General features: G+C 64.3%; 27 protein-coding genes. 13 read left to right on the plus strand and 14 right to left on the minus strand.

The window, feature by feature from the left end; genetic code table 11:
* Nucleotides 1-259 precede the first annotated feature (259 nt).
* On the plus strand, nucleotides 260-3,235 hold the full coding sequence (gene uvrA / locus QQL28_RS23990; protein WP_284269242.1) for an excinuclease ABC subunit UvrA: 2,976 nt from the start codon (nucleotides 260-262) through the stop codon (nucleotides 3,233-3,235).
* Nucleotides 3,236-3,290: 55 nt separating this feature from the next.
* Entirely contained in the window at nucleotides 3,291-3,614 is a 324-nt protein-coding gene (locus QQL28_RS23995) for a hypothetical protein (RefSeq protein WP_284269243.1), read from the plus strand.
* Nucleotides 3,615-3,628: 14 nt separating this feature from the next.
* Here QQL28_RS23995 and QQL28_RS24000 read toward each other — a convergent pair whose 3' ends face one another.
* Entirely contained in the window at nucleotides 3,629-3,964 is a 336-nt protein-coding gene (locus tag QQL28_RS24000; RefSeq protein WP_284269244.1) for a DUF5615 family PIN-like protein, read from the minus strand.
* 1 nt (nucleotide 3,965) lies between these two features.
* Entirely contained in the window at nucleotides 3,966-4,193 is a 228-nt protein-coding gene (locus tag QQL28_RS24005) for a DUF433 domain-containing protein (protein ID WP_284269245.1), read from the minus strand.
* 100 nt (nucleotides 4,194-4,293) lie between these two features.
* Here QQL28_RS24005 and QQL28_RS24010 point away from each other — a divergent pair, with 100 nt between their 5' ends.
* Both QQL28_RS24010 and QQL28_RS24015 read left to right on the plus strand, forming a co-directional pair.
* Nucleotides 4,294-4,944: an HAD-IA family hydrolase gene (locus QQL28_RS24010; protein WP_284269246.1), complete on the plus strand. Its 651-nt coding sequence runs from the start codon at nucleotides 4,294-4,296 to the stop codon at nucleotides 4,942-4,944.
* A 71-nt stretch (nucleotides 4,945-5,015) separates the two neighbouring features.
* Complete coding sequence (locus tag QQL28_RS24015; RefSeq protein WP_284269247.1) at nucleotides 5,016-5,939, plus strand: nucleoside hydrolase; 924 nt, start codon at nucleotides 5,016-5,018, stop codon at nucleotides 5,937-5,939.
* A gap of 87 nt (nucleotides 5,940-6,026) precedes the next feature.
* On the opposite strand, the gene QQL28_RS24020 is transcribed toward QQL28_RS24015, so the two are convergent.
* From QQL28_RS24020 to QQL28_RS24040, 5 genes are all read right to left on the minus strand, one after another.
* A complete protein-coding gene (locus tag QQL28_RS24020; RefSeq protein WP_284269248.1) occupies nucleotides 6,027-6,977 on the minus strand; it encodes a YVTN family beta-propeller repeat protein in 951 nt (316 codons plus the stop codon).
* 2 nt (nucleotides 6,978-6,979) lie between these two features.
* Nucleotides 6,980-7,543: an SRPBCC family protein gene (locus QQL28_RS24025; protein WP_284269249.1), complete on the minus strand. Its 564-nt coding sequence runs from the start codon at nucleotides 7,541-7,543 to the stop codon at nucleotides 6,980-6,982.
* 142 nt (nucleotides 7,544-7,685) lie between these two features.
* The gene (locus tag QQL28_RS24030; RefSeq protein ID WP_284269250.1) at nucleotides 7,686-8,474 is read right to left on the minus strand and encodes an AAA family ATPase; all 789 of its coding nucleotides are present in this window, start codon (nucleotides 8,472-8,474) and stop codon (nucleotides 7,686-7,688) included.
* Between the two features lie 108 nt (nucleotides 8,475-8,582).
* A complete protein-coding gene (locus QQL28_RS24035) occupies nucleotides 8,583-9,443 on the minus strand; it encodes a PCC domain-containing protein (protein ID WP_284269251.1) in 861 nt (286 codons plus the stop codon).
* A gap of 9 nt (nucleotides 9,444-9,452) precedes the next feature.
* Nucleotides 9,453-11,057, minus strand: a complete 1,605-nt coding sequence (locus QQL28_RS24040) for an acyl-CoA synthetase (protein WP_284269252.1) — start codon at nucleotides 11,055-11,057, stop codon at nucleotides 9,453-9,455.
* 194 nt (nucleotides 11,058-11,251) lie between these two features.
* Between QQL28_RS24040 and QQL28_RS24045 the strand changes: the two genes are divergently transcribed.
* From QQL28_RS24045 to QQL28_RS24055, 3 genes are all read left to right on the plus strand, one after another.
* Nucleotides 11,252-11,575, plus strand: a complete 324-nt coding sequence (locus QQL28_RS24045) for a hypothetical protein (RefSeq protein ID WP_284269253.1) — start codon at nucleotides 11,252-11,254, stop codon at nucleotides 11,573-11,575.
* Between the two features lie 92 nt (nucleotides 11,576-11,667).
* Nucleotides 11,668-12,183 carry a DUF3828 domain-containing protein gene (locus tag QQL28_RS24050; RefSeq protein ID WP_284269254.1) on the plus strand — a complete coding sequence of 172 codons (516 nt, stop codon included), beginning with the start codon at nucleotides 11,668-11,670 and terminating at the stop codon, nucleotides 12,181-12,183.
* Nucleotides 12,184-12,194: 11 nt separating this feature from the next.
* Complete coding sequence (locus QQL28_RS24055) at nucleotides 12,195-12,470, plus strand: GNAT family N-acetyltransferase (RefSeq protein ID WP_284269255.1); 276 nt, start codon at nucleotides 12,195-12,197, stop codon at nucleotides 12,468-12,470.
* Nucleotides 12,471-12,515: 45 nt separating this feature from the next.
* Here the strand turns inward: QQL28_RS24055 and QQL28_RS24060 are convergent, their stop codons facing one another.
* Complete coding sequence (locus QQL28_RS24060) at nucleotides 12,516-12,914, minus strand: SPW repeat protein (RefSeq protein ID WP_284269256.1); 399 nt, start codon at nucleotides 12,912-12,914, stop codon at nucleotides 12,516-12,518.
* Between the two features lie 182 nt (nucleotides 12,915-13,096).
* The gene (locus QQL28_RS24065; RefSeq protein ID WP_284269257.1) at nucleotides 13,097-14,044 is read right to left on the minus strand and encodes a tetratricopeptide repeat protein; all 948 of its coding nucleotides are present in this window, start codon (nucleotides 14,042-14,044) and stop codon (nucleotides 13,097-13,099) included.
* Between the two features lie 104 nt (nucleotides 14,045-14,148).
* Here QQL28_RS24065 and QQL28_RS24070 point away from each other — a divergent pair, with 104 nt between their 5' ends.
* Nucleotides 14,149-14,424: a GNAT family N-acetyltransferase gene (locus tag QQL28_RS24070; RefSeq protein ID WP_284269258.1), complete on the plus strand. Its 276-nt coding sequence runs from the start codon at nucleotides 14,149-14,151 to the stop codon at nucleotides 14,422-14,424.
* A gap of 63 nt (nucleotides 14,425-14,487) precedes the next feature.
* Here the strand turns inward: QQL28_RS24070 and QQL28_RS24075 are convergent, their stop codons facing one another.
* Nucleotides 14,488-14,928, minus strand: coding sequence for a DUF3597 domain-containing protein (locus QQL28_RS24075; RefSeq protein WP_284269259.1), 441 nt, complete (start codon nucleotides 14,926-14,928; stop codon nucleotides 14,488-14,490).
* A 339-nt stretch (nucleotides 14,929-15,267) separates the two neighbouring features.
* On the opposite strand from QQL28_RS24075, the gene QQL28_RS24080 reads away from it, so the two are divergent.
* Both QQL28_RS24080 and QQL28_RS24085 read left to right on the plus strand, forming a co-directional pair.
* Nucleotides 15,268-16,170 (plus strand): DUF2189 domain-containing protein, encoded by a 903-nt coding sequence (locus QQL28_RS24080; RefSeq protein WP_284269260.1) that lies wholly within the window; start codon nucleotides 15,268-15,270, stop codon nucleotides 16,168-16,170.
* A 191-nt stretch (nucleotides 16,171-16,361) separates the two neighbouring features.
* Nucleotides 16,362-17,186: a lytic murein transglycosylase gene (locus QQL28_RS24085; protein WP_284269261.1), complete on the plus strand. Its 825-nt coding sequence runs from the start codon at nucleotides 16,362-16,364 to the stop codon at nucleotides 17,184-17,186.
* Between the two features lie 143 nt (nucleotides 17,187-17,329).
* On the opposite strand, the gene QQL28_RS24090 is transcribed toward QQL28_RS24085, so the two are convergent.
* Complete coding sequence (locus tag QQL28_RS24090; protein ID WP_284269262.1) at nucleotides 17,330-17,590, minus strand: hypothetical protein; 261 nt, start codon at nucleotides 17,588-17,590, stop codon at nucleotides 17,330-17,332.
* Nucleotides 17,591-18,320: 730 nt separating this feature from the next.
* On the opposite strand from QQL28_RS24090, the gene QQL28_RS24095 reads away from it, so the two are divergent.
* From QQL28_RS24095 to QQL28_RS24105, 3 genes are all read left to right on the plus strand, one after another.
* A complete protein-coding gene (locus tag QQL28_RS24095; protein ID WP_284269263.1) occupies nucleotides 18,321-18,473 on the plus strand; it encodes a DUF1127 domain-containing protein in 153 nt (50 codons plus the stop codon).
* Nucleotides 18,474-18,596: 123 nt separating this feature from the next.
* Entirely contained in the window at nucleotides 18,597-20,039 is a 1,443-nt protein-coding gene (trmFO, locus tag QQL28_RS24100) for a methylenetetrahydrofolate--tRNA-(uracil(54)-C(5))-methyltransferase (FADH(2)-oxidizing) TrmFO (RefSeq protein WP_284269264.1), read from the plus strand.
* Between the two features lie 7 nt (nucleotides 20,040-20,046).
* Nucleotides 20,047-21,141, plus strand: coding sequence for an AMP-binding enzyme (locus QQL28_RS24105; protein WP_284269265.1), 1,095 nt, complete (start codon nucleotides 20,047-20,049; stop codon nucleotides 21,139-21,141).
* Nucleotides 21,142-21,276: 135 nt separating this feature from the next.
* Here QQL28_RS24105 and QQL28_RS24110 read toward each other — a convergent pair whose 3' ends face one another.
* Genes QQL28_RS24110 through QQL28_RS24120 form a run of 3 tightly spaced genes read right to left on the minus strand, consistent with a single transcriptional unit; the run spans nucleotide 21,277 to nucleotide 23,831 of the window.
* Entirely contained in the window at nucleotides 21,277-22,542 is a 1,266-nt protein-coding gene (locus QQL28_RS24110; protein ID WP_284269266.1) for a threonine ammonia-lyase, read from the minus strand.
* A 45-nt stretch (nucleotides 22,543-22,587) separates the two neighbouring features.
* Entirely contained in the window at nucleotides 22,588-23,451 is an 864-nt protein-coding gene (locus tag QQL28_RS24115; RefSeq protein ID WP_284269267.1) for a phytoene/squalene synthase family protein, read from the minus strand.
* Nucleotides 23,448-23,831: an Mth938-like domain-containing protein gene (locus QQL28_RS24120; protein ID WP_284269268.1), complete on the minus strand. Its 384-nt coding sequence runs from the start codon at nucleotides 23,829-23,831 to the stop codon at nucleotides 23,448-23,450. Before QQL28_RS24120 ends, QQL28_RS24115 begins: the two co-directional genes overlap by 4 nt.
* Nucleotides 23,832-23,865 lie beyond the last annotated feature (34 nt).

A 23,865-nucleotide genomic window follows, 5' to 3' on the forward strand; every position in this document is an offset into this window, starting at 1 on the left:
GACCGAAAGGCCGGCCTAGCGCCGGCCTTTTTGTTTATTCCGGATGCATGCCGCGCCGGACTCCTGCCACGTGCTGCCAGCGCGCCAACAATCCGTTGACGATTCGCAACTCGCACTGGAAATCCGGCCCCGTTCTTCCTACGTTCGCGGCATACCCATTGGCGTCCGTCCCCGGTTCCGGGCGAAGGCGCGCCTGAACGTCGGCGCGCGCAGCGCCTGTGGGTATTTCCTTTGGGAATTTTCCTTGGGGACCACCAGGATGGATGAAGTGATCAAGGCGAAGCGCCAACAACAGAACGCGGGATCACACCTGCGCGCAATTACGATCCGTGGCGCGCGCGAGCACAATCTCAAGAACATCGACGTCGAGATTCCCCGCGACAAGCTCGTGGTCTTCACCGGGCTCTCCGGCTCCGGAAAGTCCTCGCTCGCCTTCGACACCATCTATGCCGAAGGCCAGCGCCGCTACGTCGAGTCGCTGTCGGCCTATGCCCGACAGTTCCTGGAGATGATGCAGAAGCCGGATGTCGACCAGATCGACGGCCTGTCGCCGGCGATCTCGATCGAGCAGAAGACGACCTCGAAGAACCCGCGCTCCACCGTCGGCACCGTCACCGAGATCTACGATTACATGCGCCTGTTGTGGGCGCGCGTCGGCGTGCCCTATTCGCCCGCCACCGGCCTTCCGATCGAGAGCCAGACCGTCTCGCAGATGGTCGACCGCGTGCTGGCGCTGCCCGAAGGCACCCGCCTTTATCTGCTCGCGCCGGTCGTGCGCGGCCGCAAGGGCGAGTACAAGAAGGAGCTCGCCGAATGGCTCAAGAAGGGCTTTCAGCGCGTCAAGATCGACGGCACCTTCTATGAGCTCGCCGAGGCGCCAAGCCTCGACAAGAAATTCCCGCACGACATCGACGTCGTCGTCGACCGCATCGTCGTGCGCGCCGATATCGGCCAGCGCCTCGCCGAGAGCTTTGAGACGGCCCTGAAGCTCGCCGAGGGCCTGGCCGTCGTCGAGTTCGCCGACGCGCCGGCCGCAGCGCCTGTCGAAGAGAAAAAGAAGACCGCAAAAATCCACGACAAGAGCGGGCCCGAGCGCATCCTGTTCTCGGAAAAGTTCGCCTGCCCGGTCTCCGGCTTCACCATCCCCGAGATCGAGCCCAGACTCTTTTCCTTCAACAATCCCTATGGCGCCTGCCCCGCCTGTGGCGGCCTCGGCGTCGAGCAGCATGTCGACGAAGACCTCGTCATCCCCGACAAGGAGCTCGCCATCGGCAAGGGCGCGATCGCGCCCTGGGCCAAGTCGTCATCGCCCTACTACATTCAGACGCTGGTCGCCCTCGGCAAGCACTACAAATTCGCACCCACCGCCAAGTGGAAGGATCTGCCGAAGAAGACGCAGAACGCGATCCTCTACGGCTCCGGCGACGACGAGATCAAGTTCTCCTACGAGGACGGCGTCCGCTCCTACGACACCAAGAAGCCGTTCGAGGGCGTCATCACCAACATCAACCGCCGCTATCGCGAGACCGAGAGCGAATGGGCGCGCGAGGAGCTGGCAAAATACTTCCACGACGTCCCCTGCGAGGCCTGCAAGGGTTTTCGGCTCAAGCCCGAGGCGCTCTGCGTCAAGGTCGGCGGCAAGCATATCGGCGAGATCTCGGAACTGTCGGTGAAGCGCGCGGGCGAATGGTTCGAGGGCGTGCCCGGAGCGCTGAACAAGCAGCAGAACGAGATCGCGGGACGCATCCTCAAGGAGATCCGCGAGCGCCTCACCTTCCTGCTCGACGTCGGCCTCAACTATCTCACGCTGTCGCGCTCCTCCGGCACGCTGTCCGGCGGCGAGAGCCAGCGCATCCGCCTGGCCTCGCAGATCGGCTCCGGGCTGACAGGCGTGCTTTACGTGCTAGACGAGCCCTCGATCGGCCTGCACCAGCGTGACAATGCGCGCCTGCTCGATACGCTGAAGCGCCTGCGCGACCTCGGTAACACCGTGGTCGTGGTCGAGCATGACGAGGACGCGATTCGCCTCGCCGACTACGTGCTCGACATCGGCCCCGGCGCCGGCATGCATGGCGGCCACATCGTCGCCGAAGGCACGCCCGCCGAGATCATGCGCAACCCGAAATCGCTCACCGGCAAGTATCTCACCGGCGAGCTCGAGGTCGAGGTGCCGGAGCGGCGCCCGCCGAACCACCGCCGCACCATCAAGGTGGTCAACGCGCGCGGCAATAACCTCAAGAACATCACGGCGGAGATTCCGCTCGGCCTGTTCACCTGCGTTACCGGCGTCTCCGGCGGCGGAAAGTCGACGCTGCTGATCGATACGCTCTATCGCGCGATCGCCCGCAAGCTGAACAATGCGAGCGAAGGCGCGGCGCCGCACGACCGCATCGAGGGCCTGGAGCATATCGACAAGATCATCGACATCGACCAGTCGCCGATCGGCCGCACCCCGCGCTCGAATCCTGCGACCTACACCGGCGCCTTCACACCGATCCGCGAATGGTTCGCAGGGCTCCCCGAAGCGAAGGCGCGCGGCTACGAGCCCGGCCGCTTCTCCTTCAACGTCAAGGGCGGCCGCTGCGAGGCCTGCCAGGGCGATGGCGTCATCAAGATCGAGATGCACTTCCTGCCCGACGTCTACGTCACCTGCGATGTTTGCAAAGGAAAACGCTACAACCGCGAGACGCTGGAGGTCCTGTTCAAGGGCAAGAGCATCGCCGACGTGCTCGACATGACCGTCGAGGAGGCCGCCGAGTTCTTCAAGGCGGTGCCACGCGTCCGCGAAACCTTCAACACGCTGCACCGCGTCGGCCTCGACTACATCCACGTCGGCCAGCAGGCGACGACGCTCTCCGGCGGCGAAGCCCAGCGCGTCAAGCTGGCAAAGGAGCTGTCCAAGCGCGCCACCGGCCGCACGCTCTACATCCTGGACGAGCCGACCACCGGCCTGCACTTCCACGACGTCAAGAAGCTCCTGGAGGTGCTGCACGAGCTGGTTGCGCAGGGCAACACGGTCGTCGTCATCGAGCACAATCTCGAAGTCATCAAGACCGCCGACTGGGTCATTGACCTCGGCCCCGAAGGCGGCGACGGCGGCGGCGAAATCGTCGCCTGGGGCCCGCCGGAGGATATCGTCAAGGCACCGCGGAGTTATACGGGGAAGTTTCTGGAGCCGGTGCTGAAGAAGGCGAACAAGCCGAAGCGAAGGAGCACGAGCGAGGCGGCGGAGTAGCTCGCGGCCTGGAGTTTGATGATTTCGGGAATCAGGCCGCCATTGAGTGTCCGCGATGCCCAGCCAGAACTATGCGCTCTTTCGCAACGCCATCCTCGCCGAACAGCAGGTGACCTGCGTCTATGAAGGCCGCCGTCGCGAGCTGTGCCCACATATCATCGGTACCAACAGACACGGCGAGGAAGTGGTATTGGCCTGGCAGTTTGCCGGCGAGAGTAGCGGCAAGCTGCCACAATGGCGCTACCTGCGGCTGGCGAATGTTAGCAAGGGCCGAACCCGCGACGGCCGCTGGCACGAGGGCGGGTCCCACCGCACCACGCAGACCTGCGTGACCGACATCGATCTCGATATCAATGTTCACGTACGCAAGTTGCGCTGACCCGACCTTTGATGCTAGCAGCCGACGAATTCAATGACCGCTTCGTCCCGTCCAACGGCCTCGCCGATTTGTGGCATGGCGCTTAGAAGTTGGTCTATCAGCGTGCGATCGTCGATATTGCCAACGCGAACCCACAGCACGATCGGCCCTTCACCTTTTGCGACGCGAAGAAGCGAGAAGTCGCGGTCCTTGGTGACGAGAACGGCTGATCGAGACGTTGCCTCATCCCAAATCACTCCGTCCGTCGCGGTCGCCAGCCCAAGTTCGACAACATGCGCTGCATCGAATCCGGCCTGACGCATGGCCCGCGCGAGAGCAGGTGGGAGCTGAGCATCGATCAGGTAGAGCAAGCTATTTGGCCGCTATGATCGGGTGATCGACCTGACGGGCAGCATAGGCGAGCGCCGCATCGATATCGGCATCTTCGAGATACGGATAGTCCTCCAGAATGCTCTCCCGCGACTGTCCGGCCGACAGCAGGCCTAAGACGTCACCGACTGTGATGCGCAGATCGCGAATACATGGACGACCATGCATGCGCTGCGGATCGATCGTAATTCTTGCCAGTAGCTCCGACATCTGTCACCTCTGCGTATTCAATATATAGCATCTTTGATTGCACCTGTCAGCGCGTCACGATCGAACGAGGCGCGCGTTCTGCCGAATGCGTCTTCCCTCAATGCCCTACTCCCTCGCCATCTTCGATCTCGACGGCACGCTGGCCGACAGCTTTCCCTGGTTCCTGCGCACCATCAACGACGTCGCCGACCGCTTCGGCTTTCGCCGCGTCGCGGATGAGGAGGTCGAGGGGCTGCGGCATGCCTCGACGCGCGAGATCCTGAGGCGGCTCGAGGTGCCCGTGTGGAAGCTGCCGGCGATTGCGCGGCATGCGCGGCGGCTGAAGGCCGAGGCCGCGGCGGAGATTTCCCTGTTCGCCGGCGTCGAGACCATGCTGCAGACGCTGGCCGCAAGCGGCGTGCAGCTCGCGCTGGTGACCTCGGACAGCGAAGCCAATGCGCGTGAGAAGTTAGGTGCGGCAGCTAACCTGTTCGCGCATTTCGACTGCGCCGCCTCGCTGTTCGGCAAGCCGGCCAAATTCCGCCGGGTTATCCGCCGCGCCGGCGTGCAGCCGGCACAGGTCATCGCCATCGGCGACGAGGTCCGCGACATCGAGGCTGCGCGTGCGGTTGGCATCGCCTGCGGCGCGGTCAGCTGGGGCTATGCCGCGCCGGCGGCGTTGCAGGCGCTTGCGCCCGATCACATGTTCGAACATATGCGCGACATTGCGGATACCTTAAGCGGAAGCGTAGGGTGGATTAGCGAAGCGTAATCCACCACCTTTGTCGGCATGGTGGGTTACGCCTTACGGCCAACCCACCCTACGAACTGTTCGGGAAAACGATGATACCCCTCACGGACGCAGCCCGCCTGAAACTCCTGGCGCCGCCTGTCGGCAAGGTGCGCGTCGTGCTCGACACCGATACCTACAACGAAATCGACGATCAGTTCGCGCTCGTCCAGATGCTGCTCTCGAAGGAGCGCTTCGAGGTCGAGGCGATCCACGCCGCCCCATTCTTCAACGCGCGCGCGGACAGCCCGGGCCACGGCATGGAGCTGAGCTATCAGGAAATCCTGCGCCTGCTGGAGCGTCTGAAGGTTTCGCCTGACGGCCTGGTTCACCGCGGCGTCACCGACTATGTCGGCCCGGGGAAGGAAGCCCGCGAGGCGCCGGCGGTCGATGACATGATCGCGCGAGCGCGCGCCGGATCGCCTGACAAGCCGCTCTACATCGTTGCCATCGGTGCCATCAGCAACGTTGCCTCAGTGCTTCTCAAGGCACCGGATATCATGGATCGCATCGTGGTCGTGTGGCTCGGCGGCCACGCGCTGGAATGGCCGCACACGATCGAGTTCAATCTCAAGCAGGATGTCGGCGGCGCCCAAGTGCTGTTCGACAGCGGCGTGCCGCTGGTGCTCGTGCCGTGCAAGGGCGTCACCTCGCATCTTCACTCGACCGTGCCGGAGATCGAGCGTTACGTCGAACCTCACGGCAGCATCGGCGCGTTCCTGGCGATGCGCTTCAAGGACTACGCGTCCGATCACCTCGGCTGGTCCAAGGAAATCTGGGACATGGCGCCGGTCGGCTGGCTGCTCAATCCCATGTGGGCGCCGAGCGTGATCGTGCCGGCTCCGATCCTCACGGATCAGATGACGTGGAGCACCGATCGCCGGCGGCATCCGATCCGCTACGTGACCTACGTGGATCGCAACCCGATCCTGAAGGATTTTTTCCTGAAATTGAAGGCGTTCTCCGAGGAAAAGTAGCCGTGCGGTAGCCCGGATGAGCGCAGCGATATCCGGGGTTACAACTCCCGCATGTCGCTTCGCTCATGCGGGCTACAAACTCTCACGCTACTCTGTCCGCCTGAGAAACGCGCCAAACGCGCGCGGGCCGTCGCCGACCTTGACCTCGCCGATCAGCTTCAGCTCGACGGCATCGATGATGCTGAGCGAGTTGCTCTCCCAGTTCGCCACGATGATCCGCTTGCCGTCCGCGGTCGCCGCGATCCCTTCTGGATAGTCCCCGACGCTGATGCGCTTGACCGGCGCGAGGCTGGCAAGATCGAAAACGCTGACGGTGCCGTCATATTGGTCCGTGACGAAGCCGCGGCCCTGCGCCAACGCCACCGCATAGGGGCGCAGACCAGTCTTCACACGCCCGATCTCGCGGGAATCCGCGACATTGATGACCGATACATCGTTCGATCCGACATTGGCGGTGTAGGCGCGCCGACCCTCGGCATCGATCGTTATGCCAAACGGGCGCACGCCGACCTTGATGACAGCCCGCCGCTCGCGCGTTGCGGTATCGATGACGGACACGCTGTCGGCATCGCGATCCGCCGAGAGCAGGAGATGCCCGTCTGGTGTCAGCGCAAGCCCCGATGGCGAAGCGCCGGTCGCGATTTCGGCGACCACACGCCGCGCGCTCGGATCGATCACACGAACCGCCGCAGCGTACCAGTCGGCCACATAAACTGTGGCACCATCTGGCGCTACAGCGACGCCAAGCGGACCACCGCCGACGTTGATCGTGGCGACAACCCGCCGGGCGACGGCATCGATCACCGACAGCGCCTTGGCTTCGGGACTCGTCACATAAGCGAAGCGACCGTCCGGGGTGACGGCGACGCCTGCGGGCTTACCGCCAATCGCGATAGTCGCGACCGGCCGTGCGGTCGCGAGGTCCACGACCGTCAGCGTTTCGCTGAGCTGGTTGGTGACGAACGCCTCCTCGGCCGACGCACGGCCGAGGCCCAAAGCGAAGCCGGCGGCAAGCGCCGCCAACACCAGAACGCGCACGCTCAGCTTCCGCTCTCGATCTTCTTCTTCAGCGCCTCGAGGCCGCCCTTGTAGAGCCCGCTCACCGCCTTCATCGCGGCCTCGTCGCTGAGCTCCGGCGGCGGGTCATTGTTGGGGAAGCCGCGATAGAACGCGCCGGCCCATTCCAGCTTCGTCTTGCCTTCCGGAGCCGGCGATACGGACAGGGTCGAGGAATAGTTGGTGACCGGCAGCACCTTCACGTCGACGGCCGTGATGCGGTACGAATAGCTCATCATGTCGGGCTCGTATTTGTAGAGCTCCTCGTCGACGGTGGCGCCGCCGGCAAGCGTCAGCCGCCGCGTCGCCCCGATCTCGTTGCCCTTCTCGCCCTCGGTCTTGGTGACGCCTGCGAGCCAGCTCATGTCCTGGAAATTGCCGATCACCGCCCAGACCTTGGCCTGCGGCGCGTTGATCTCGATGGATTCCCGCACCTTCTGCCGGGTGGGTCCGTGCGCCCAAGCGGACGGAAATGCCGTCGTCAAAGCCGTCCCCGCCAGGGCCATCGCGGCCACCAGGCCAGCGGCCCTCGCAATCGTCATCCTCATGTCGTTTCCTCAAATGTATCGTTGGTGTCTTACGCGACTGACGCGCGCTGAGGCCATGGTAACGTAGTTTTGGACGGGATCGAGGCCGTTTGTGACGTCCGATGGTCTGACGGCGCGTTTCTTCCCCGTGTCCCGTGTCCCCCTACTCGTCCTGGAGCGCTGCATCGACGAATCCGGCCGGATCGTCGCAGAACTCGCGCATCACCTTGAAATGGTCCGTCTCCCACAACGTCGCCGGCTCCAGTCCGGCTTTGGTCAGTCGCAACAGGGTCGCATTGGGATAGGCCATCAGCATCGGCGCGTGCGTGGCCATGATGACCTGGCAAATGCGGGAGCCCTCCATTCGCCGCAACAGCTTCAGGAATTCGATCTGCCGTGCCGGTGAAAGCGCCGACTCCGGCTCGTCGAAAATGAAGATGCCCTGCCGCTGGCAACGCTCTTCGAAGAAGCGCAGGAAGCCTTCGCCGTGGGAATGGGACAGGAAGTCAGGTGGCGGGCCGCCCGGCAGTCCCATTCTCATGTCTTCGAGCGCCAGCTTGTCGAGCCACCTCGCCACCGAAAAAAAGCTCTCGACACGGAAGAACCAGCCATTGGTTATCTTGGGCAGCCAACTCGCGCGCAGCGCCTTCGACAGTTGGCCACCCATCTTCTCCAGCGCGTCGGAATGGTCGACAGGCCTGTAGCCTTTGCCCCCGCCGGCATCGTCGAAGCCAGCAAGGGTAGCGATCCCCTCGAGGATGGTGGACTTCCCCGTGCCGTTCTCGCCGACAATGATGGTGATGGGAGCCTCGAAACAAAGCTCGAAGTCATCCGTGAAGATCGGCAGGCAGAACGGATAGGCCTCGCGATCGGCAATGCGCGACGGCTCGAGCCAAACGCGTTTGAGATAGGGCGCCGGCAGATTGATTGTGCGGTTGCCCCTCCGACTCATTCCTCGCCCCTGCCAATTCCCGCCAGCTCCAACGACTGACGGGAACGTAACAGGAACGCTCGACTTATGAAAGTGGCATCTTGGACCTGCCACAAGCCCCGGTCGCGCCTAGTCCAACACCTCCAGCACCAGCTCCATCGTCATCAGCACGGGATTGTCGCCGCGGACCAGGCGGCCCTCGGCGAGGCCGCCGGTGTAGTCGACCAGGGCAACATCGAGCTTCGCCTCCTGCGCACCGGAGGCGCCGGGCGCGATTGTGCCGGCCGTCACAGCCAGCTCGGTCGCAAACGGCTCTGTCACGCCGCCATGGGTGAAGCGGGCGCCAATGGTAGAGCCGACGCCGCCATGGATCTTCGCACGCTTGATGCGGTGCTCGCGGCAGAAGCCTTCGAGCGCCCCGGCAAGGTCCTGGTTGGGCCGCAGCCGCAGGGCGAAGGCGCGGGCAGTGGTGCGTGCGCCGGTCGTGCTTGAGGCCACCGGCCCAAACAGCTTGAAGTTGGTTTCGCCGTCAGGCTCCGCCGTGAACATCGCGCCGTCGATGCCGAACGCTGCGACCTCGAACGGCTCGGCGACGACAGTCTCCTCCGGCAGCATATGGCCGCCGTTGGCGCGACCGTCCGCCTCGGTCCAGAGCCCATGGCAGTGGAAAAACGCCGCGCCATCGCGCCTGCCCAGCGTCAGGCTGCCGAGCCGCACCCGCGTCACGCCCTCGGGGCGAAAGGTCTCGCTGTAGAACGCGGCGTTCTCGCCGGTCTTCGACAGCGCCGGCATCACGTAAGCGAACGGGCCGAGCGCGCCGTGCCCGAAATTGAGGACACCGCCGGCAAAGCCCTCCGCCGCAAAGCCGCGGCGCGCGGCCTCCAGCAGTGGCATGCCGGATTGCAGCGTGAAGGAAAATGCTCGTCCCCTCGCCTCCACCCACTGGATACGCTCGGCGACCGGTGTGCCCGGCTGCTTGATGCTCCGCATGATCAGCGCTCAGCCCGCCTGCTTGTTGTCGAGATCGAGCAGGCCCCGCGCCTCCAGCTCGTCGCGCACCATTCGCTTGGGGATCTTGCCATAGCCCGATTTCGGCAGCGCCTCCCAGAAGAAGAAGCGCTTCGGCATCTTGTAGCGCGGCACCTTGGGGCCGAGGAACGCCGCCATCTCCGCCTCGCTCACGGGTTTTGCTCCCTCGCGCGCAACGCAGACGGCAACACCGACCTCGCCCCAGGTCGGATCGGGCACGCCGAGGACGGCGACCTCGCCGACCGCGGGATGCGTCAAGATCTTCTCCTCGATCTCGCGCGGATAGATGTTGGAGCCGCCGGAGATGTACATGTCGGAGGCGCGTCCCGTGATGTAGACAAAGCCTTCCTCGTCCATGTGGCCGAGATCGCCGGTGCGGAACCAGCCGTTGCGAAACGCTTTCGCGTTGGCCTCGGGGTTGTCGTAGTAGCCGGCGAACACCGCAGGGCCGATCACGCAGATCTCGCCGCTCTGGTTGGCCCCAAGCTCGCGGCCCGCGTCGTCCTGGATCGAGACCTGCATGCCCGTGCGCTCGAAACCGCAGGTGCCAATCTTGGAATGCGGACCGTCTTCGAGATCGTGCAGCGCCGCCGGCAGCACCGTGATGTTGCCGGTGACCTCGCCGAGGCCAAAGTACTGCACGATGACTTTGCCGAGCTTGTTCAGCGCAGTCTTCTGATCCTCGCGATACATCGGCGCGCCCGCATAGATCACCTGGCGCAGCGAGGAATGGTCGAACTTGTCGGCCGCGGGATGCTCGACCATCATCTTCAGAATCGTCGGCACGGTGAAGAGGTTACTGACGCGATGCGTCTCGATCAGACGAAACGCCTCGCTGATGTCGAATTTTTCGGTCGGCAGCAGCACGGTGCGCGCGCCGCGCGCGGTCTGCATCAGCTGATGCACGCCGGCGCCATGCGACAGCGGCGCGACCACCAGCGATGCATCCGCTTCGGTGGTGCCCGGCGTCAGATCGGCAAGATGATTGGTGACCACAAAACCCATCTGGCCATGGGTGAGCACGGCCGCCTTGGAACGGCCGGTGGTACCGGAGGTGAAGAAGAACCAGCAGGGATCGTCATGCTCGACGGCGACGTTCTCGACCGTGGCGCCCGCGTGCTTCTCGATCGCCTCCGCAACAGTGGTGTCACCGAACGCGCCGTCACCGATGCGCCAGGTGAACTCCAATGCCCCACCGGTCACGGCTGCGGCATGCTCGGGAAAATCGCCGTGGCACAAGAATCCTCTCGCGCCGGAAGCCTGCGCGAGATAGGTGACCTCGTCCGGCATCAGGCGGAAGTTGGTGGGCACCCAGACCGCGCCGAGCCGGAACGCGGCGAACATCGAGAAGAACATCTCGTCGCCATTCTTGGAATGGACGAGGATGCGGTCGCCCTTGTTGATGCCGCGCGCGGCAAGCGCAGCGGCGAGCGCGGACACTTGCGCGTCGATCTCGCGCCAGGTCCAGTATCTATCGCCCCACACGAAACCCGGCCGCGACCCGTGCCGCCGCGCATTCTGGGTCAGCATGTAAGCGAGATTCATGACGCGGCGCGACATCCGCAATGGCTGCATGGGGCTTCCTCTTCGCTGGCGGCCTGCGCGCAGGCGGACCGCACTTCGCGGATCATTTATCGCCATCGTCAGCGGTGCCGCAAGATCGCACGGCGCAAGGTCGCATTGTCCGGCGGAGCAGCCTCGATCGTTCAGGGAATCTTAAACATGATCGGCGCAACCTTGACCCGTCTCCGCGTACAGAGTTTTGCACCATGTCCAAGGCGCCCGCTTTCCTCCTGTTGTCGCTGGTGCTCGCCGGATGCGCCGCGGCCCCGCAAGCGCGACTTGCGTCCGATCCCGCGTTTGCCCCGGCGCGCTACGCCTGGGACGGTGCTGGTGAGGATCCCAATCAGCCGAAGCCGGCGCGCACGTCGCGGACCGCTGCCCGAACCGGCCAGGACAAGTCGGTCGCGGCGGCCCAGGATGGTATCGAAACCGACCAGGAGTCACAGGTCAAGCGATCGCTCGTCATCTGCAAGGGCTGCCTGCGGCCGCAACCTGCAGAGGATTCGCGTCTCGCCAGGGTTGCCGATTGAACCAATCCGCCGCCACGAAACTCTACTGAGATACACCGCCGGCCGGACATTTCCGGCCTATAAGCGCGGTGCAACCGATCTCAGGACATCCCATGCTCACCCGCCGCACGTTCGTCGCAGCCTCGCTTCTCGCCACCGTCGACGCGGCCGCCGCGCAGGCCCCCTCAGCCAACGATCCCGTCGCGATCCTGACCGCGATCTACACCCGCGCCGCCAAGGGAAAAGGCGACGGCGGCGGCGCCTTCATCATCGAGACCAAGGCGGCCAAGGCAAAATATCTCTCGAAATCGCTGGTCGCGCTGTGGGCCAAGGCCGACGCGCACACGCCGAAGGGCGACGTCGGGCCAGTCGATTTCGATCCCGTGACCAACTCGCAGGAGCCCGACGTCAAATCGTTCAAGGTCGACACCGAGAAGCTCGAGGCCGACAAGGCCACCATCGCGGTGACCATCGCCGGTCACCGCAACGACCGCAAACCCGCCGACCAGGTCGTGCGTTATGAGTTGGTGCGCGAGGGGAGTAGCTGGAAGATTGACAACATCAAGGGCGCGTCCGACGGGCAAGCCTGGTCGATCCGCAAGATGCTGACGGACTCGCTGAAGAGCTGACGGGAGACGACATGAGCGACGTCATCGACAACAGGGCCCATCACCGCTTCGAGCTCGAAGTGGAGGGCCATCTCGCCACCGAGCATTACAGGCTCGACGGCAATGTCATCACCTTCGAGCATACGGAGGTGCCGAAAGAACTCGGCGGCAAGGGTGTCGGCTCAAAGCTGGTGCAAGGCGCGCTCGACCAGGTCCGCGCTGCGGGATTGAGGCTGATCCCGCAATGTCCGTTCGTGAGGGCCTGGATCGACAAGCATCCAGACTACGCGGATCTCGTGAAGAGATGAGCGGCGCAGGCCCGCCGATCGCGCGGGCCTGCAGGAATCTACGGCCTATTGCCCGTGCTTGAGCATGTCCTGGTCGCTCAGCGTCCAATCCTGCCAGAGCTGGAGAATGCCGAGCAGCACCACCACCGCGCCGAGGCTGGTGTGGTAGACGCGCAGAAAGCCTTCGCCGGAATAGCCGAGGATATAGGGCGAGACGATCAGCCAAAGGCCGACCAGGATCGTCGCCACCTCCTGCCAGCGCTGCAACGCGACATATTCGAGCTGGCTGAGGCCAAACACCACCAGGCCAACTGCGACCGAGTTCAGGATCACCGTCTGGTGTCCGACGATCGCAGTATGATCCTGGACGGGAAACCACGGCGACGCAGCGATCAGCGCGCCGAGCAGCATCCCGCACCAGTCTTCCCATGTTCGATGAGTATTCAGAAAACCAAAGTCCGACATCGTAACCTCCTACACAAGAGGCATACGTCGGCGGCTGGCGATCACGACACTCCGAACGTTCAGCGACCCTGCCGGCCGCATTCGGGCGTATGTCTTTTCAAACACGTGGGAACCGCGGCGGAACTTGCAAGAGCCGTGCGGAGGATTTTTGTAGTCGCCGCGCGACGTTAACCTTTTCGACGCTACAGCGCGCCGAGCTTCTGGAGCGCCTCACGCGCCGTCGGCAAGCCTGGTCGCAATTCCAGCGCCTTCCTGAAATCGGCGATCGCGCCCTGCTTGTCGCCGAGCCGCATCCTGGCCTGGCCGCGGTTGTTCCAGGAGAAGACGTCGGAAGGGTCGTATTGCAGCGCCTTGTCGTAGTCGGCGAGACCGCCCTTGTTGTCACCCTGGTAGAGCCGGATCATGCCGCGATTGCGCCAGCCGCGTGCATCTGCCGGCGCGAGCCGGATGACTTCCCCATAGTCGGCCGCCGCGCGGTCGAGCTGCTCGGAATCGCGATAGGCGTTGCCGCGGTTGATATAGGCGAGCGGATCGGGCGCTAGCTTAATCTGCACGGTGTAGTCGGAAATTGCATGCGCCATGTCGCGGTTGCGATAGTAGATGTAACCGCGGTTGCCATAGGCCATGGCAAACGTGGGATCGGCCTTGATTGCAGCATTGAAATCGGCGAAGGCGCCGCCAGCGTCACCCTTGTTGAAGCGCGCATCGCCCCGGCCGTTATAGGCAATCGCCAACGACGGATCGAGCTTGATCGCCTGGTCATAGTCGGCGATGGCGCGGTCGAAATCGCGCTTGAAGGCATAGACGCGGCCGCGATTGTTGAAGGCGCAGGCGTAGGTCGCATCGATCCTGACGGCCTCGTCGAGATCGCTGAGCGCGGCATCGAGCTCGCGCTTCTCGGTCAGGCCATGGCCGCGGTTGCAATAGGCGGCGGCCAGCTTGCGGCCGGTCTCGCTCCCGGCATCGATCACCGCCGAGCACGCCTTGACGCGGTCATCCGGCGCGCTCGCGGTCCCGATGCAGGCGTCCCAGGCCTGCGCCGCCGCATCGCCGTCCGCGGCCGATGCCGGCGCGGTCCAGGCAAGCGTCAGCACGGCCAGCAAAGCTACAAGACCGATCGAGCCACGCATGCGACGGATATCTCCCCTGCAACGATGTCCCTTGGTCGCGCCTTGGCAGAGGCGGGTTCACACGCCTAGATCAGGGCCTGCAACGACGGATGGGAAGGATCGGCATGTCGGCATCGGTACGCGACAACAAGGACAAAAGCCGCTTCGAGCTCGATGTCGGCCAGGAGGTCGCCTTCGCCAATTACCGGCTGACGCCGTCGGCCGTGATCATCACCCACACCGAGACGCCGCGCGCGCTGCGCGGCCGCGGCATCGCATCCGAACTGGTCAAGGGCGCACTGGAATTGATCCGGCGCGACGGCAGGAAGGTGGTCGCGGGCTGCGGCTTCGTCGTCGACTATCTCGACAAGCATCCGGAATATGCGGATCTCGTCGCGTAAGCGCCGGACACAAAAAAGGCCCGCGATCTCGCGGGCCTTTTTCAACGCCGATGGCACTTGCCGTCAGTGCTTGATCTCCGGAGGCAGCTTGCCGCCATTGGCAGCGAGCTTGGACATCACCTGCTTGTGCAGCCAGACGTTCATCGTCGCGGAATCGTTGGTGTCGCCGGTGTAGCCGAGCTCCTTGGCGAGATCCTTTCGCGCGGCAAGGCTGGAATCGATGTCGAGCGCCTTCATGAGGTCGACGATCGAGGTGCGCCATTCCAGCTTCTCGCCCTTGTGCGCGGCGACCGCCTTGTCGACGATCGCGGCCACATCCACGGTCTGCGCGGGAGCAGCGGATGGCGCGGCGGCAGATGGAGCTGCGGAAGGTACGGCCGACGGCGTCGAGCCTGAAGGAGCGGAGCCTGCCGGCGCTCCGCCGGGGGTCGCTCCGCTGGCCGGCGCAGCCGCGGCAGGATGGCTGCCGAAGATCGCGCTGACGATTTTACCAAAGATGCTCATGTCTGCTTCCCCAAAGAAGGATCCGTTGGAAGGGCCTCAGGTGCCAACCTATAGACCAAGTTTCTGTGTCGCGTCCGCTGCCTGAGCGGAGCATGCCACAGCATCAGCTTATCTGCGGCGAAATGACGACCGAATGACATATTCGCGGTTGCACTGCGACATCGAATTTCACCCAGGCGTGAGGGACAGCCCCTGTGAATGGGAGTACGCTTCCACTTCGGCTCGCGACCCGCTGGTCTTCCGAGTCTGGTGTGGAATCGCGATTGTTCGAGAAAATAGCGGCCGCGTGCGCCGTTTGCCGGCGCGGCATTCGGTCGCGCGGCAAGGGAGCAAGCGACCATGGCGACACTCTACCAGGGCAATGTCCCCAGTATGGCCCAGCCTGCTGATGCGGCTGGACCGGTCATCCGAACCATCCAACTGTCCGATCTGCACGACGCGCTCAAGCGCGGCTGGGAGGATTTCAAGGCGGTGCCGAGCCACGCCGTCATCCTCTGCGTCATTTATCCGGTGCTCGGCCTCGTGCTCGCGCGCGTGGCGATGGGCTATTCGGTGATCCCGCTGCTGTTCCCACTGGCGGCCGGCTTCGCCTTGATCGGCCCGTTTGCTGCGCTCGGCCTTTATGAACTCAGCAGCCGCCGCGAGCGCGGCGAGGAGGCCAGCGCCTGGGATGCCATGGACGTGCTACGCTCGCCCTCCTTCGGCGCCATGCTCGGGCTCGGCACGCTCTTGCTCGCGCTGTTCGTGACCTGGGTCGCGACCGCGCAGGCGATCTATGTGGCGGCGTTCGGCTATGAAGGCGTCACCGGCATTTCCGACTTCCTCAAGCGCGTGCTGACGACGCCGCAAGGCTGGTGGCTGATCGTGGTCGGCTGCGGCGTCGGCTTCCTGTTCGCGCTCGCCGCGCTCTGCATCAGCGTCATCTCGTTCCCGTTGATGCTCGATCGGCACGCTAGCGCCGGCGAAGCCATGGTGACCTCGCTGCGCGCCGTGGCGAAGAACCCGGTGCCGATGGCGGCCTGGGGCGTGATCGTCGCAGCGCTGCTGGCGCTCGGAACCATCCCCGCGTTCCTCGGCCTCGCCGTGGTCATCCCCTTGCTTGGCCACGCCACCTGGCATCTCTATCGCAAGGTGATCGTGTCCGATCCCAATGCACGGCATGACGCTCCGCCGCCGCGCCCGCGCAAGCCGGCTGCCGATTTTCCCGCCAACCTGTTCCCCTGGCGGAATCGGTCGGAGTGAAACGAAATCACGTTGCTGCGAGTCCGCCGGTTGATCGCTTGCGGACTCGCCCAATATCATTCCCTTAACCCTGCTCGTGCGTGAGCAGACGCCACCGGCCCATGATCGACCCATGGGCCTTGTTTTAGCCGCGGTTGGAACCGACATTCCGCGCCGCCGGTCATGCCACTTCATGGAATCGATTTGTTCGAATGACCCCGACGATTTCTCGTCTCGCCCTCGCAGCCTTCGCCCTCACCGCCTCGATTGCCTCAGCCGGGCCCGCGCTCGCCGCAGTCGCCTGCGGTTCCGGAAATTTCGATGCCTGGATTGCCGACTTCAAGACCGAAGCCGCCGCCAAGGGCATCTCGCAGCAGGCGATCACGGCCGGCCTTGCCGGCGTCACGCTCGATCAAAGCGTGCTGTCGCGCGACCGTTCGCAAAAAGTCTTCAGCCAGAGTTTCGAGGAGTTCTCCGGCCGCATGGTGCCGCCGCGCATGCAGCGCGGCTCCAACATGATGAAGCAGTACGGCTCGGTGCTGTCGCGGATCGAGCAGACCTACGGGGTGCCCGGCGAGGTGCTGGTCGCGATCTGGGGGCTGGAGACCGATTTCGGCGTCAATATCGGCAAGTTTCCGACGCTGCGCTCGCTCGCGACGCTCGCCTATGACTGCCGGCGCGCCGAGCAGTTTCGCGGCGAGCTGATGGACGCGCTGCGCATCGTTCAGCGCGGCGATCTCGCGCCGAACGAGATGCGCGGTGCCTGGGCGGGCGAGCTCGGCCAGACCCAGTTCATGCCATCATCCTGGATGAAATATGCCGTCGACTTCGACGGCAACGGCCGTCGCGATCTGCTGCACAGCGCGCCCGACGTGCTCGCCTCGACCGCCAATTATCTTGCGAATTACGGCTGGCAGCGCGGCAAGGATTGGGAGCCCGGCGGCCCCAACTTCGCGGTGCTCCAGCAATGGAACAAGAGCGAGGTCTACGCCAAGACGGTCGCCTCTTTCGCGACCCAGCTCGCGCGCGCTCCTTAGAGCATGATCCGGAAAAGTGTGAAGCGGTTTTCCCTCGCGACAAACGCGGAACGCGCGATGACGATTCATCCCAATCTCATCGCCAGTTTCAAAAGATAAGGGGCCGATCGCGTCGCGACCGGCCCTCCTTGGTTCCCTGGCGTTTACTTGCCCATGGTGGCGTGCATCGCCTTGTTGAGGTGCGCGCCGCACACACCCATCTTGCCGTTCAAAAGCGCGTCCTGAGCCGCCGCGATCTCCTTCTGCGCGGTGAACTTGCCGTCACCGTCCTGCATGTTCTCGACCGCGGTCTCGGTCTGCTCGAGATTGGTCGAGCTGCATCCACCCATCTTCTTGGCAGCCTGTGCCGGAGCGACGGCGAGTGCGACGGCGGCGATTGCGATGACCCCTAGTAACGTTTTCATGGTTACCTTCCTTCTCTTATTGTTGCGCAGCCCGACATCATTGCCGGAATCTGCGGGCGAGATTGTTCCTCGACTGCCGCAAGTTTCGAGAATGAATTCCCCGCGAGAATTGCGTGATGTTGCGCGGCGCGCAGAGCCCTCATGCGAAATTTCTGATTTTCATTACAGTTTTGTAACTTAGCTCTTGCACGCTCGGCGTGTGTGCACCGCAGCGAAGATGATTGGAGACATGGTCGGGATTTGCACAGACCGAGATTGTGCCGAGCGACCAAGTCCAAGCGAGAATCGATGTCAGTTCCGGGTCGAAGCGACTGAGCAGTCCTGACTCACCGCAGCTCGACAGCAGCCCGCTGCTTCAGATGACAAAACAGTGAATTATCGCTCAGTTCTAATGAATCATATTGCATGCGATTCGCGCATAGGAGGAATAGGGTACGAATTCCGCCTGGCGGCTTGCGACGGACCTATTGCGACATATTTTTGTCGCGGATGGAACTGACATAAGATGCTATAAATCCGTGATTTCACGGGACTTTATTGCACCTTTGGGTGCGCCGGACCTGGCGCTTGGGCAGGACCGCCAACCCGTTAATCGTTCCTTACTTGCGCTATGCGCTCTTCGCTTAGCTGCATCGCAACATCGGAACTTCCGCAATGCAGCAGTCCGACCTATATTCATTTCAACGATGACGCTCAGGTCAAGGGCTGAATCGAACTACAGGAGACTACCATGCTGCTCTCGATTATCCGTATGATCCACGCGTTCCGGGACTATCAGCGCAATGTTGCTGAACTCTCGCAGCTCAGCGATCGCGAACTGGCCGACATCGGCCTCGACCGTTCCGACATTCCGCGCGTTGCCGCCGGCGCCTACAAGGGCTGATTGGCCCTTCCCGGACCGGACCAACCGATAGCGCCCGCCTCGTGCGGGCGTTGTCGTTTCTGGGGTGAGAAACGCCATCACGGTGATTCCACTCGACACTGAAAAGCGCTACCTGTCGCGCCCATGACAGGATCGCACTCCAAGATACTTACCTCCAAGACCGTTCACATCATCGGCGCGGGCCTCGCCGGCTCCGAAGCCGCCTGGCAGGTCGCCAAATCAGGCGTCGCCGTGGTGCTGCACGAGATGCGGCCGAGCCGCATGACCGAGGCCCATCGCACCGACGGGCTCGCCGAGCTCGTCTGCTCGAATTCGTTCCGCTCCGACGATGCCGCCAACAACGCCGTAGGCCTCCTGCACGCCGAAATGCGCCGCCTCGGCTCGCTGATCATGCGCGCAGCGGATGCCAACCAGGTGCCCGCAGGCGGCGCGCTCGCCGTCGATCGCGAGGGCTTTTCCGCCGCCGTGACCAAGGCGCTGAACGAGCACCCCCTGATCGAGATCGCCCGCGGCGAGGTCGCCGGCCTGCCGCCGGCCGACTGGGACAATGTGATCGTCGCGACCGGCCCCCTCACCTCCGCCCCGTTGGCGGACGCGATCCGCGAGCTGACGGATGAAAACGCACTCGCCTTCTTCGATGCCATCGCGCCGATCGTGCACCGCGATTCCATCGACATGTCGGTCGCATGGTTCCAGTCGCGCTACGACAAGGTCGGCCCCGGCGGCAACGGCGCCGACTACATCAACTGCCCGATGACCAGGGAGCAATATGACGGCTTCGTCGCCGCGCTGATTGCCGGCGAGAAGACCGAGTTCAAGGAGTGGGAGACCAACACACCCTATTTCGACGGCTGCCTGCCGATCGAGGTGATGGCCGAGCGCGGGCCCGAGACGTTGCGTCATGGCCCGATGAAGCCGGTCGGGCTGACCAATCCGAACGATCCGACGACCAAGCCGTACGCGATCGTTCAGCTCCGCCAGGACAACAAGCTCGGCACGCTCTACAACATCGTCGGCTTCCAGACGAAACTGAAGTACGGCGAGCAGCAGCGCATCTTCCGAAGCATTCCGGGCCTTCAGAACGCCGAATTCGCCCGCCTCGGCGGCCTGCATCGCAACACCTTCCTCAACTCGCCAAAGCTGCTCGACGGCCAGCTCCGCCTGCGCGCGCAGCCGCGGCTGCGCTTTGCCGGCCAGATGACGGGCTGCGAGGGCTATGTGGAATCGGCCAGCGTCGGCCTGATCGCCGGCCTCTATGCAGCGGCAGACGCGCGTGGCGAGCAACTCACCAGCCCGCCGGCGACGACCGCATTGGGATCGCTGCTCGGCCACATCACCGGCGGCCATATCGAGACCATCGAGCCGGGCACGCGCTCGTTCCAGCCGATGAACATCAATTTCGGCCTGTTCCCGCCGCTCGCGACCCTGCCGACCAAAAAGCCGGACGGCACGCGGCTGCGCGGCAACGAGAAGACGGTCGCCAAGAAGCAGGCGCTGAGCGCCCGTGCGCTGGCCGATCTCGATCGCTGGATCGCCGATCACCAAAACATCGCCGCAGCGGCGTGAGCCTGTCATGAGCCTACCCAAAGAAGACGCCGCGGTGCTCGCGGCGCGCTGGACCGAGGGCGTGCTCCTGAAGCGCGACGTGTTCTCGACCGTCGAGCGCGGCCGTTTCAAGAGTGAGCGTGGCGAGATCGATGCGGTGCTGCGCCGCCTCGACGAGGTGCCGTGGTGGTCGTTCGTGCTGGCGCGCCATCTGTTCGCGCGCGAGAAACATGCGCTGGCGCTGGCCAAGGGCCTGAACGTCGGTCCTGAGCTGCTCTGGACCGGCCGCCGGGCGCTGGTCCGCGGCTTCGTCGACGGCGTCGCGCTGCATCTGGCCAAGCCGCACGGCAATGTCGCCTATTTCCGTTCCGCGAAGGACGCGTTGCGCCGGCTGCGCCACGCCGGCATCTGCCACAACGACCTTGCGAAGGAGCAGAACTGGCTGGTCGGCCGCGACGGCCGCGCTTATGTGACCGACTTCCAGCTTGCCGCCTGCTTTGGGCGTCGCGGCCGGCTCTATCGCATTCTCGCGTACGAGGACCTTCGACATCTGCTGAAGCACAAGCGCTCCTATGCGCCCGAGGCGCTGACGCCCAGGGAGCGCAAGATCCTCGCGAAGAAATCCTTTGCAGCAAGCCTTTGGCTCGCCACCGGCAAGAAGGTCTATCGCGCGATCACCCGCGGCCTCTTCAATTTCACCGATCGCGAGGGCGGTGGCCGCAGGCTCGTCAACGACGCGCCCGTGCTCGTTGACCTGATCCGCAAGAATCCGGCGGTGCGTGACACCGCCATCGTCGCCTTCGCCGACCGCCGTTCCGGCGTCGGGCTTTACGCCTTCGTCGAGGCGGAGGAAGCCGCGCTCGAGGATCGGCTTCGCAATGACCTCGCAGCCGCGAACGGGCCGAAGCCCCCCGAGCACATCCAGGTGGTGCATGCGCTGCCGCGCGATGCCAGCGGCAAGCCACGGACCGAAATCCTACAGCTCGTGGCGATGAACCAGCTTGATTTGATCGAGCCGATGATGAAGAGCGACCAGGATCGCGCGTTCCTGAAGGACATCCTGGATCAGCGCAAGAACCTGCGCGACCGCTTCAATTTCGAAGCGGACTTGCCGTCGAGCTAGAGCATGATCCGGAAAAGTGTGAAGCGGTTTTCCCTCGCGACAAACGCGGAACGCGTTTGCGCGGAGATCATGCTCAAACAACAAGGTAAAGCGCGATAACGATTCATCCCAATCTCATCGCGCTTTAGCTACGGCTCACGTGCAGCGGGCACTCAAGCCGGATGCGCCGAGCTTCGCCATGACCTCGTCGAGATGCGCGGCATCGCGCGTCTCGATGACGAGCTGAAGCAGCGTCGCCTTGGCCGGCAGGTCCGAAAATGTCCGCTGGTGCGAGACCTCGATGATGTTGGCGCCGGCTTCCGCCAGCAGCGCCGCTACGGCGGCGAGCTGGCCCGGCCTATCGGGGATATCGAGCGACAATTGCGTCAAGCGTCCCTCGCGCGCGAGCTCGCGGGTCAGCACCGAGGCGATCAGCCGCGTGTCGATATTGCCGCCGCTCAGGACAAGGCCGACCTTCTGGCCGGCAAAGCGCGAGGGATCGCTCATGATTGCCGCGAGTCCCGCGGCGCCCGCGCCCTCCACCACGGTCTTCTCGATCGAGATCATGGTCGCCACCGCGCGTTCGAGCTCGGCCTCGTTCACCAGCGCAATGTCGTCGACGAGGCGGCGGACGATCTCGGTCGTGATCTTGCCCGGCGACTTCACCGCAATGCCTTCGGCGAGCGTGTCGCCGCGCGCGGGCAGGTTGCCGTCATGGATGGCATTGTACATCGAGGGATAGAGCCAGGCCTCGACGCCGAGAATTCGCAAGCCAGGCTTGAGCGCTTTCGCCGCAATCGCGATGCCGCTGATCAAGCCGCCGCCGCCGATCGGGACGACCAGCGTATCGAGCTCCGGCACCGCCTTGAGCATCTCGAGCCCGACCGTGCCCTGCCCGGCGATGACGAGCGGATCGTCATAGGGATGGACGAAGATCATGCCGCGCGCTTCGCCGTGCGTGCGTGCGAACGCGGCGGCCTCTTCCAGGGTCGCCCCGGTGACGATCACCTCGGCGCCGTGATGCCTGGTGTTTTCGATCTTCACCATCGGCGTGCCGACCGGCATCACGATGGTCGCGGGAATGCCGAGGCGCTTGGCGTGATAGGCGACGCCCTGCGCGTGGTTGCCGGCCGACATCGCGACGACGCCGCGCTGCCGCTCCTCCACTGAGAGCGCGGTCAAACGATTGAGGGCGCCGCGCTCCTTGAACGAGGAGGTGAACTGGAGATTTTCGAACTTGAGCCAGAGATCGCAGCCGCAGATCGCGCTCAGCGTCCGACTGTAATTGCAGGGCGTCTCGACGATGGCGCCGCGGACCACGTCCGCGGCAGCGCGCAGGTCGGCGAGCGTGACCGGAAGACCGCTCAAGTCGACCGCGGGATCCGGCGTATCGTGCGAGGTGGTTTGGAGTGCTTCGGCCATAGGTCAATATAGGTCATTTGGCCTGCAACCGCGATACGGGAGCCGCTATTTGGTAAATTGCCGCGACCGCGACGCGCGCCAGAGCGTCCACAGGGTTCCTAGCCGCGAAGGCGGTTGCGGCAGGAAGGGATTGCGATCCGCGCGGGACAGGCGCGCCAGATCGCGGCGCGCGGCTGCGAGCGGCAGGAACGCCAGCCTGGCCTGCGGCGGTATCTCCACCAGCAGCGAGGTCGCGGTCGCGATATGCTGTCGCGCCTCGCCCGCGAGCTCATCCAGCGCCGCGCGTAGCGCCGGCGTCTCCTTGGCCGCAAACACCTCATCGATGGTGCTGCCATGGCCTTCCAGAAGTTGCTGCGGCACGAAGAGCTGGCGATGCGCGGCATCGCGCGGCAGGCTGCCGATCACCTGCACCATGCCCTGGGCAAGGCCGGCGTGACGGGCGAGATGATCGATGGCCTCCGACGGGTGCGCGCAGATCCGCGCGGCAAGTGACAACAGCGCCGCGCACGTTTCGGTCAGATACCCCTCCAGCGCCGCCATGGTCGGCATCGGGTCATTGTAGAGGTCGAACTGGTGCTCCTCGATGAGCCGCGACAATGGCTCGGCCGGCAACTCGTAATCGTGAATCGCGGTTAGGAGCTCGGCGGCAACCGGATTGCCCTCGGCGCTGCCATGGACATGGCCGGCCAGCATGTCGGTCCACCATTGCAGGCGGATTTCGCCCGGAAGAGGCTGTGTCACCTGATCGCGGACGCGGACGATCTCGGCATTGAAAGCATAGAGCGCGAGCAGCGCGCGGCGCTCATTGGCGGGCACGAACAGGGTCGCGGCGTAGCGCGCGAAATCGTGGGTGCGCACGAGATCGGCGCAGAAGGCAGCAGCGTCAGTCGCTCGCGCGCCGCCGCTCATGGCACCGCGATCAGGGCCGCCGCGACCCGCCGCCGCTCGCCGATCATGATGTTGTAGGTGCGCACGGCCGGCCCAGTCTGCATCGTGTCCAGCACCACCTTCACCGCCTTCAGCGCTTGGCGCAGCTCCGGCGGCGGCAGCCAGACCCCGCTTCCGGTGCCGACCAGAAGGGTGTCGATGCTGTTGGCTGCGGCAAAGACCCGCTCCAGCGAATAGCGGTCGATCTTGGCGGGGTCGGTCACGTCCCAGGCCCAGATCGCATCGGGCAGGCACAGCAACGAGCCGCGATGCGACATGCCGGCAAAGGCGAAGCCGCCCTTGCCATAGGCGTCGATCGGCGCCGAGCGCGGGAAATGGGGAGCGTTGGGATCGCCGGCCATGGGACTTGTCCGAATTGGGCTACTGCCCTCGCAA

This window comes from Bradyrhizobium iriomotense, from assembly GCF_030160715.1.
Classification (GTDB): Bacteria; Pseudomonadota; Alphaproteobacteria; order Rhizobiales; family Xanthobacteraceae; genus Bradyrhizobium; species Bradyrhizobium iriomotense.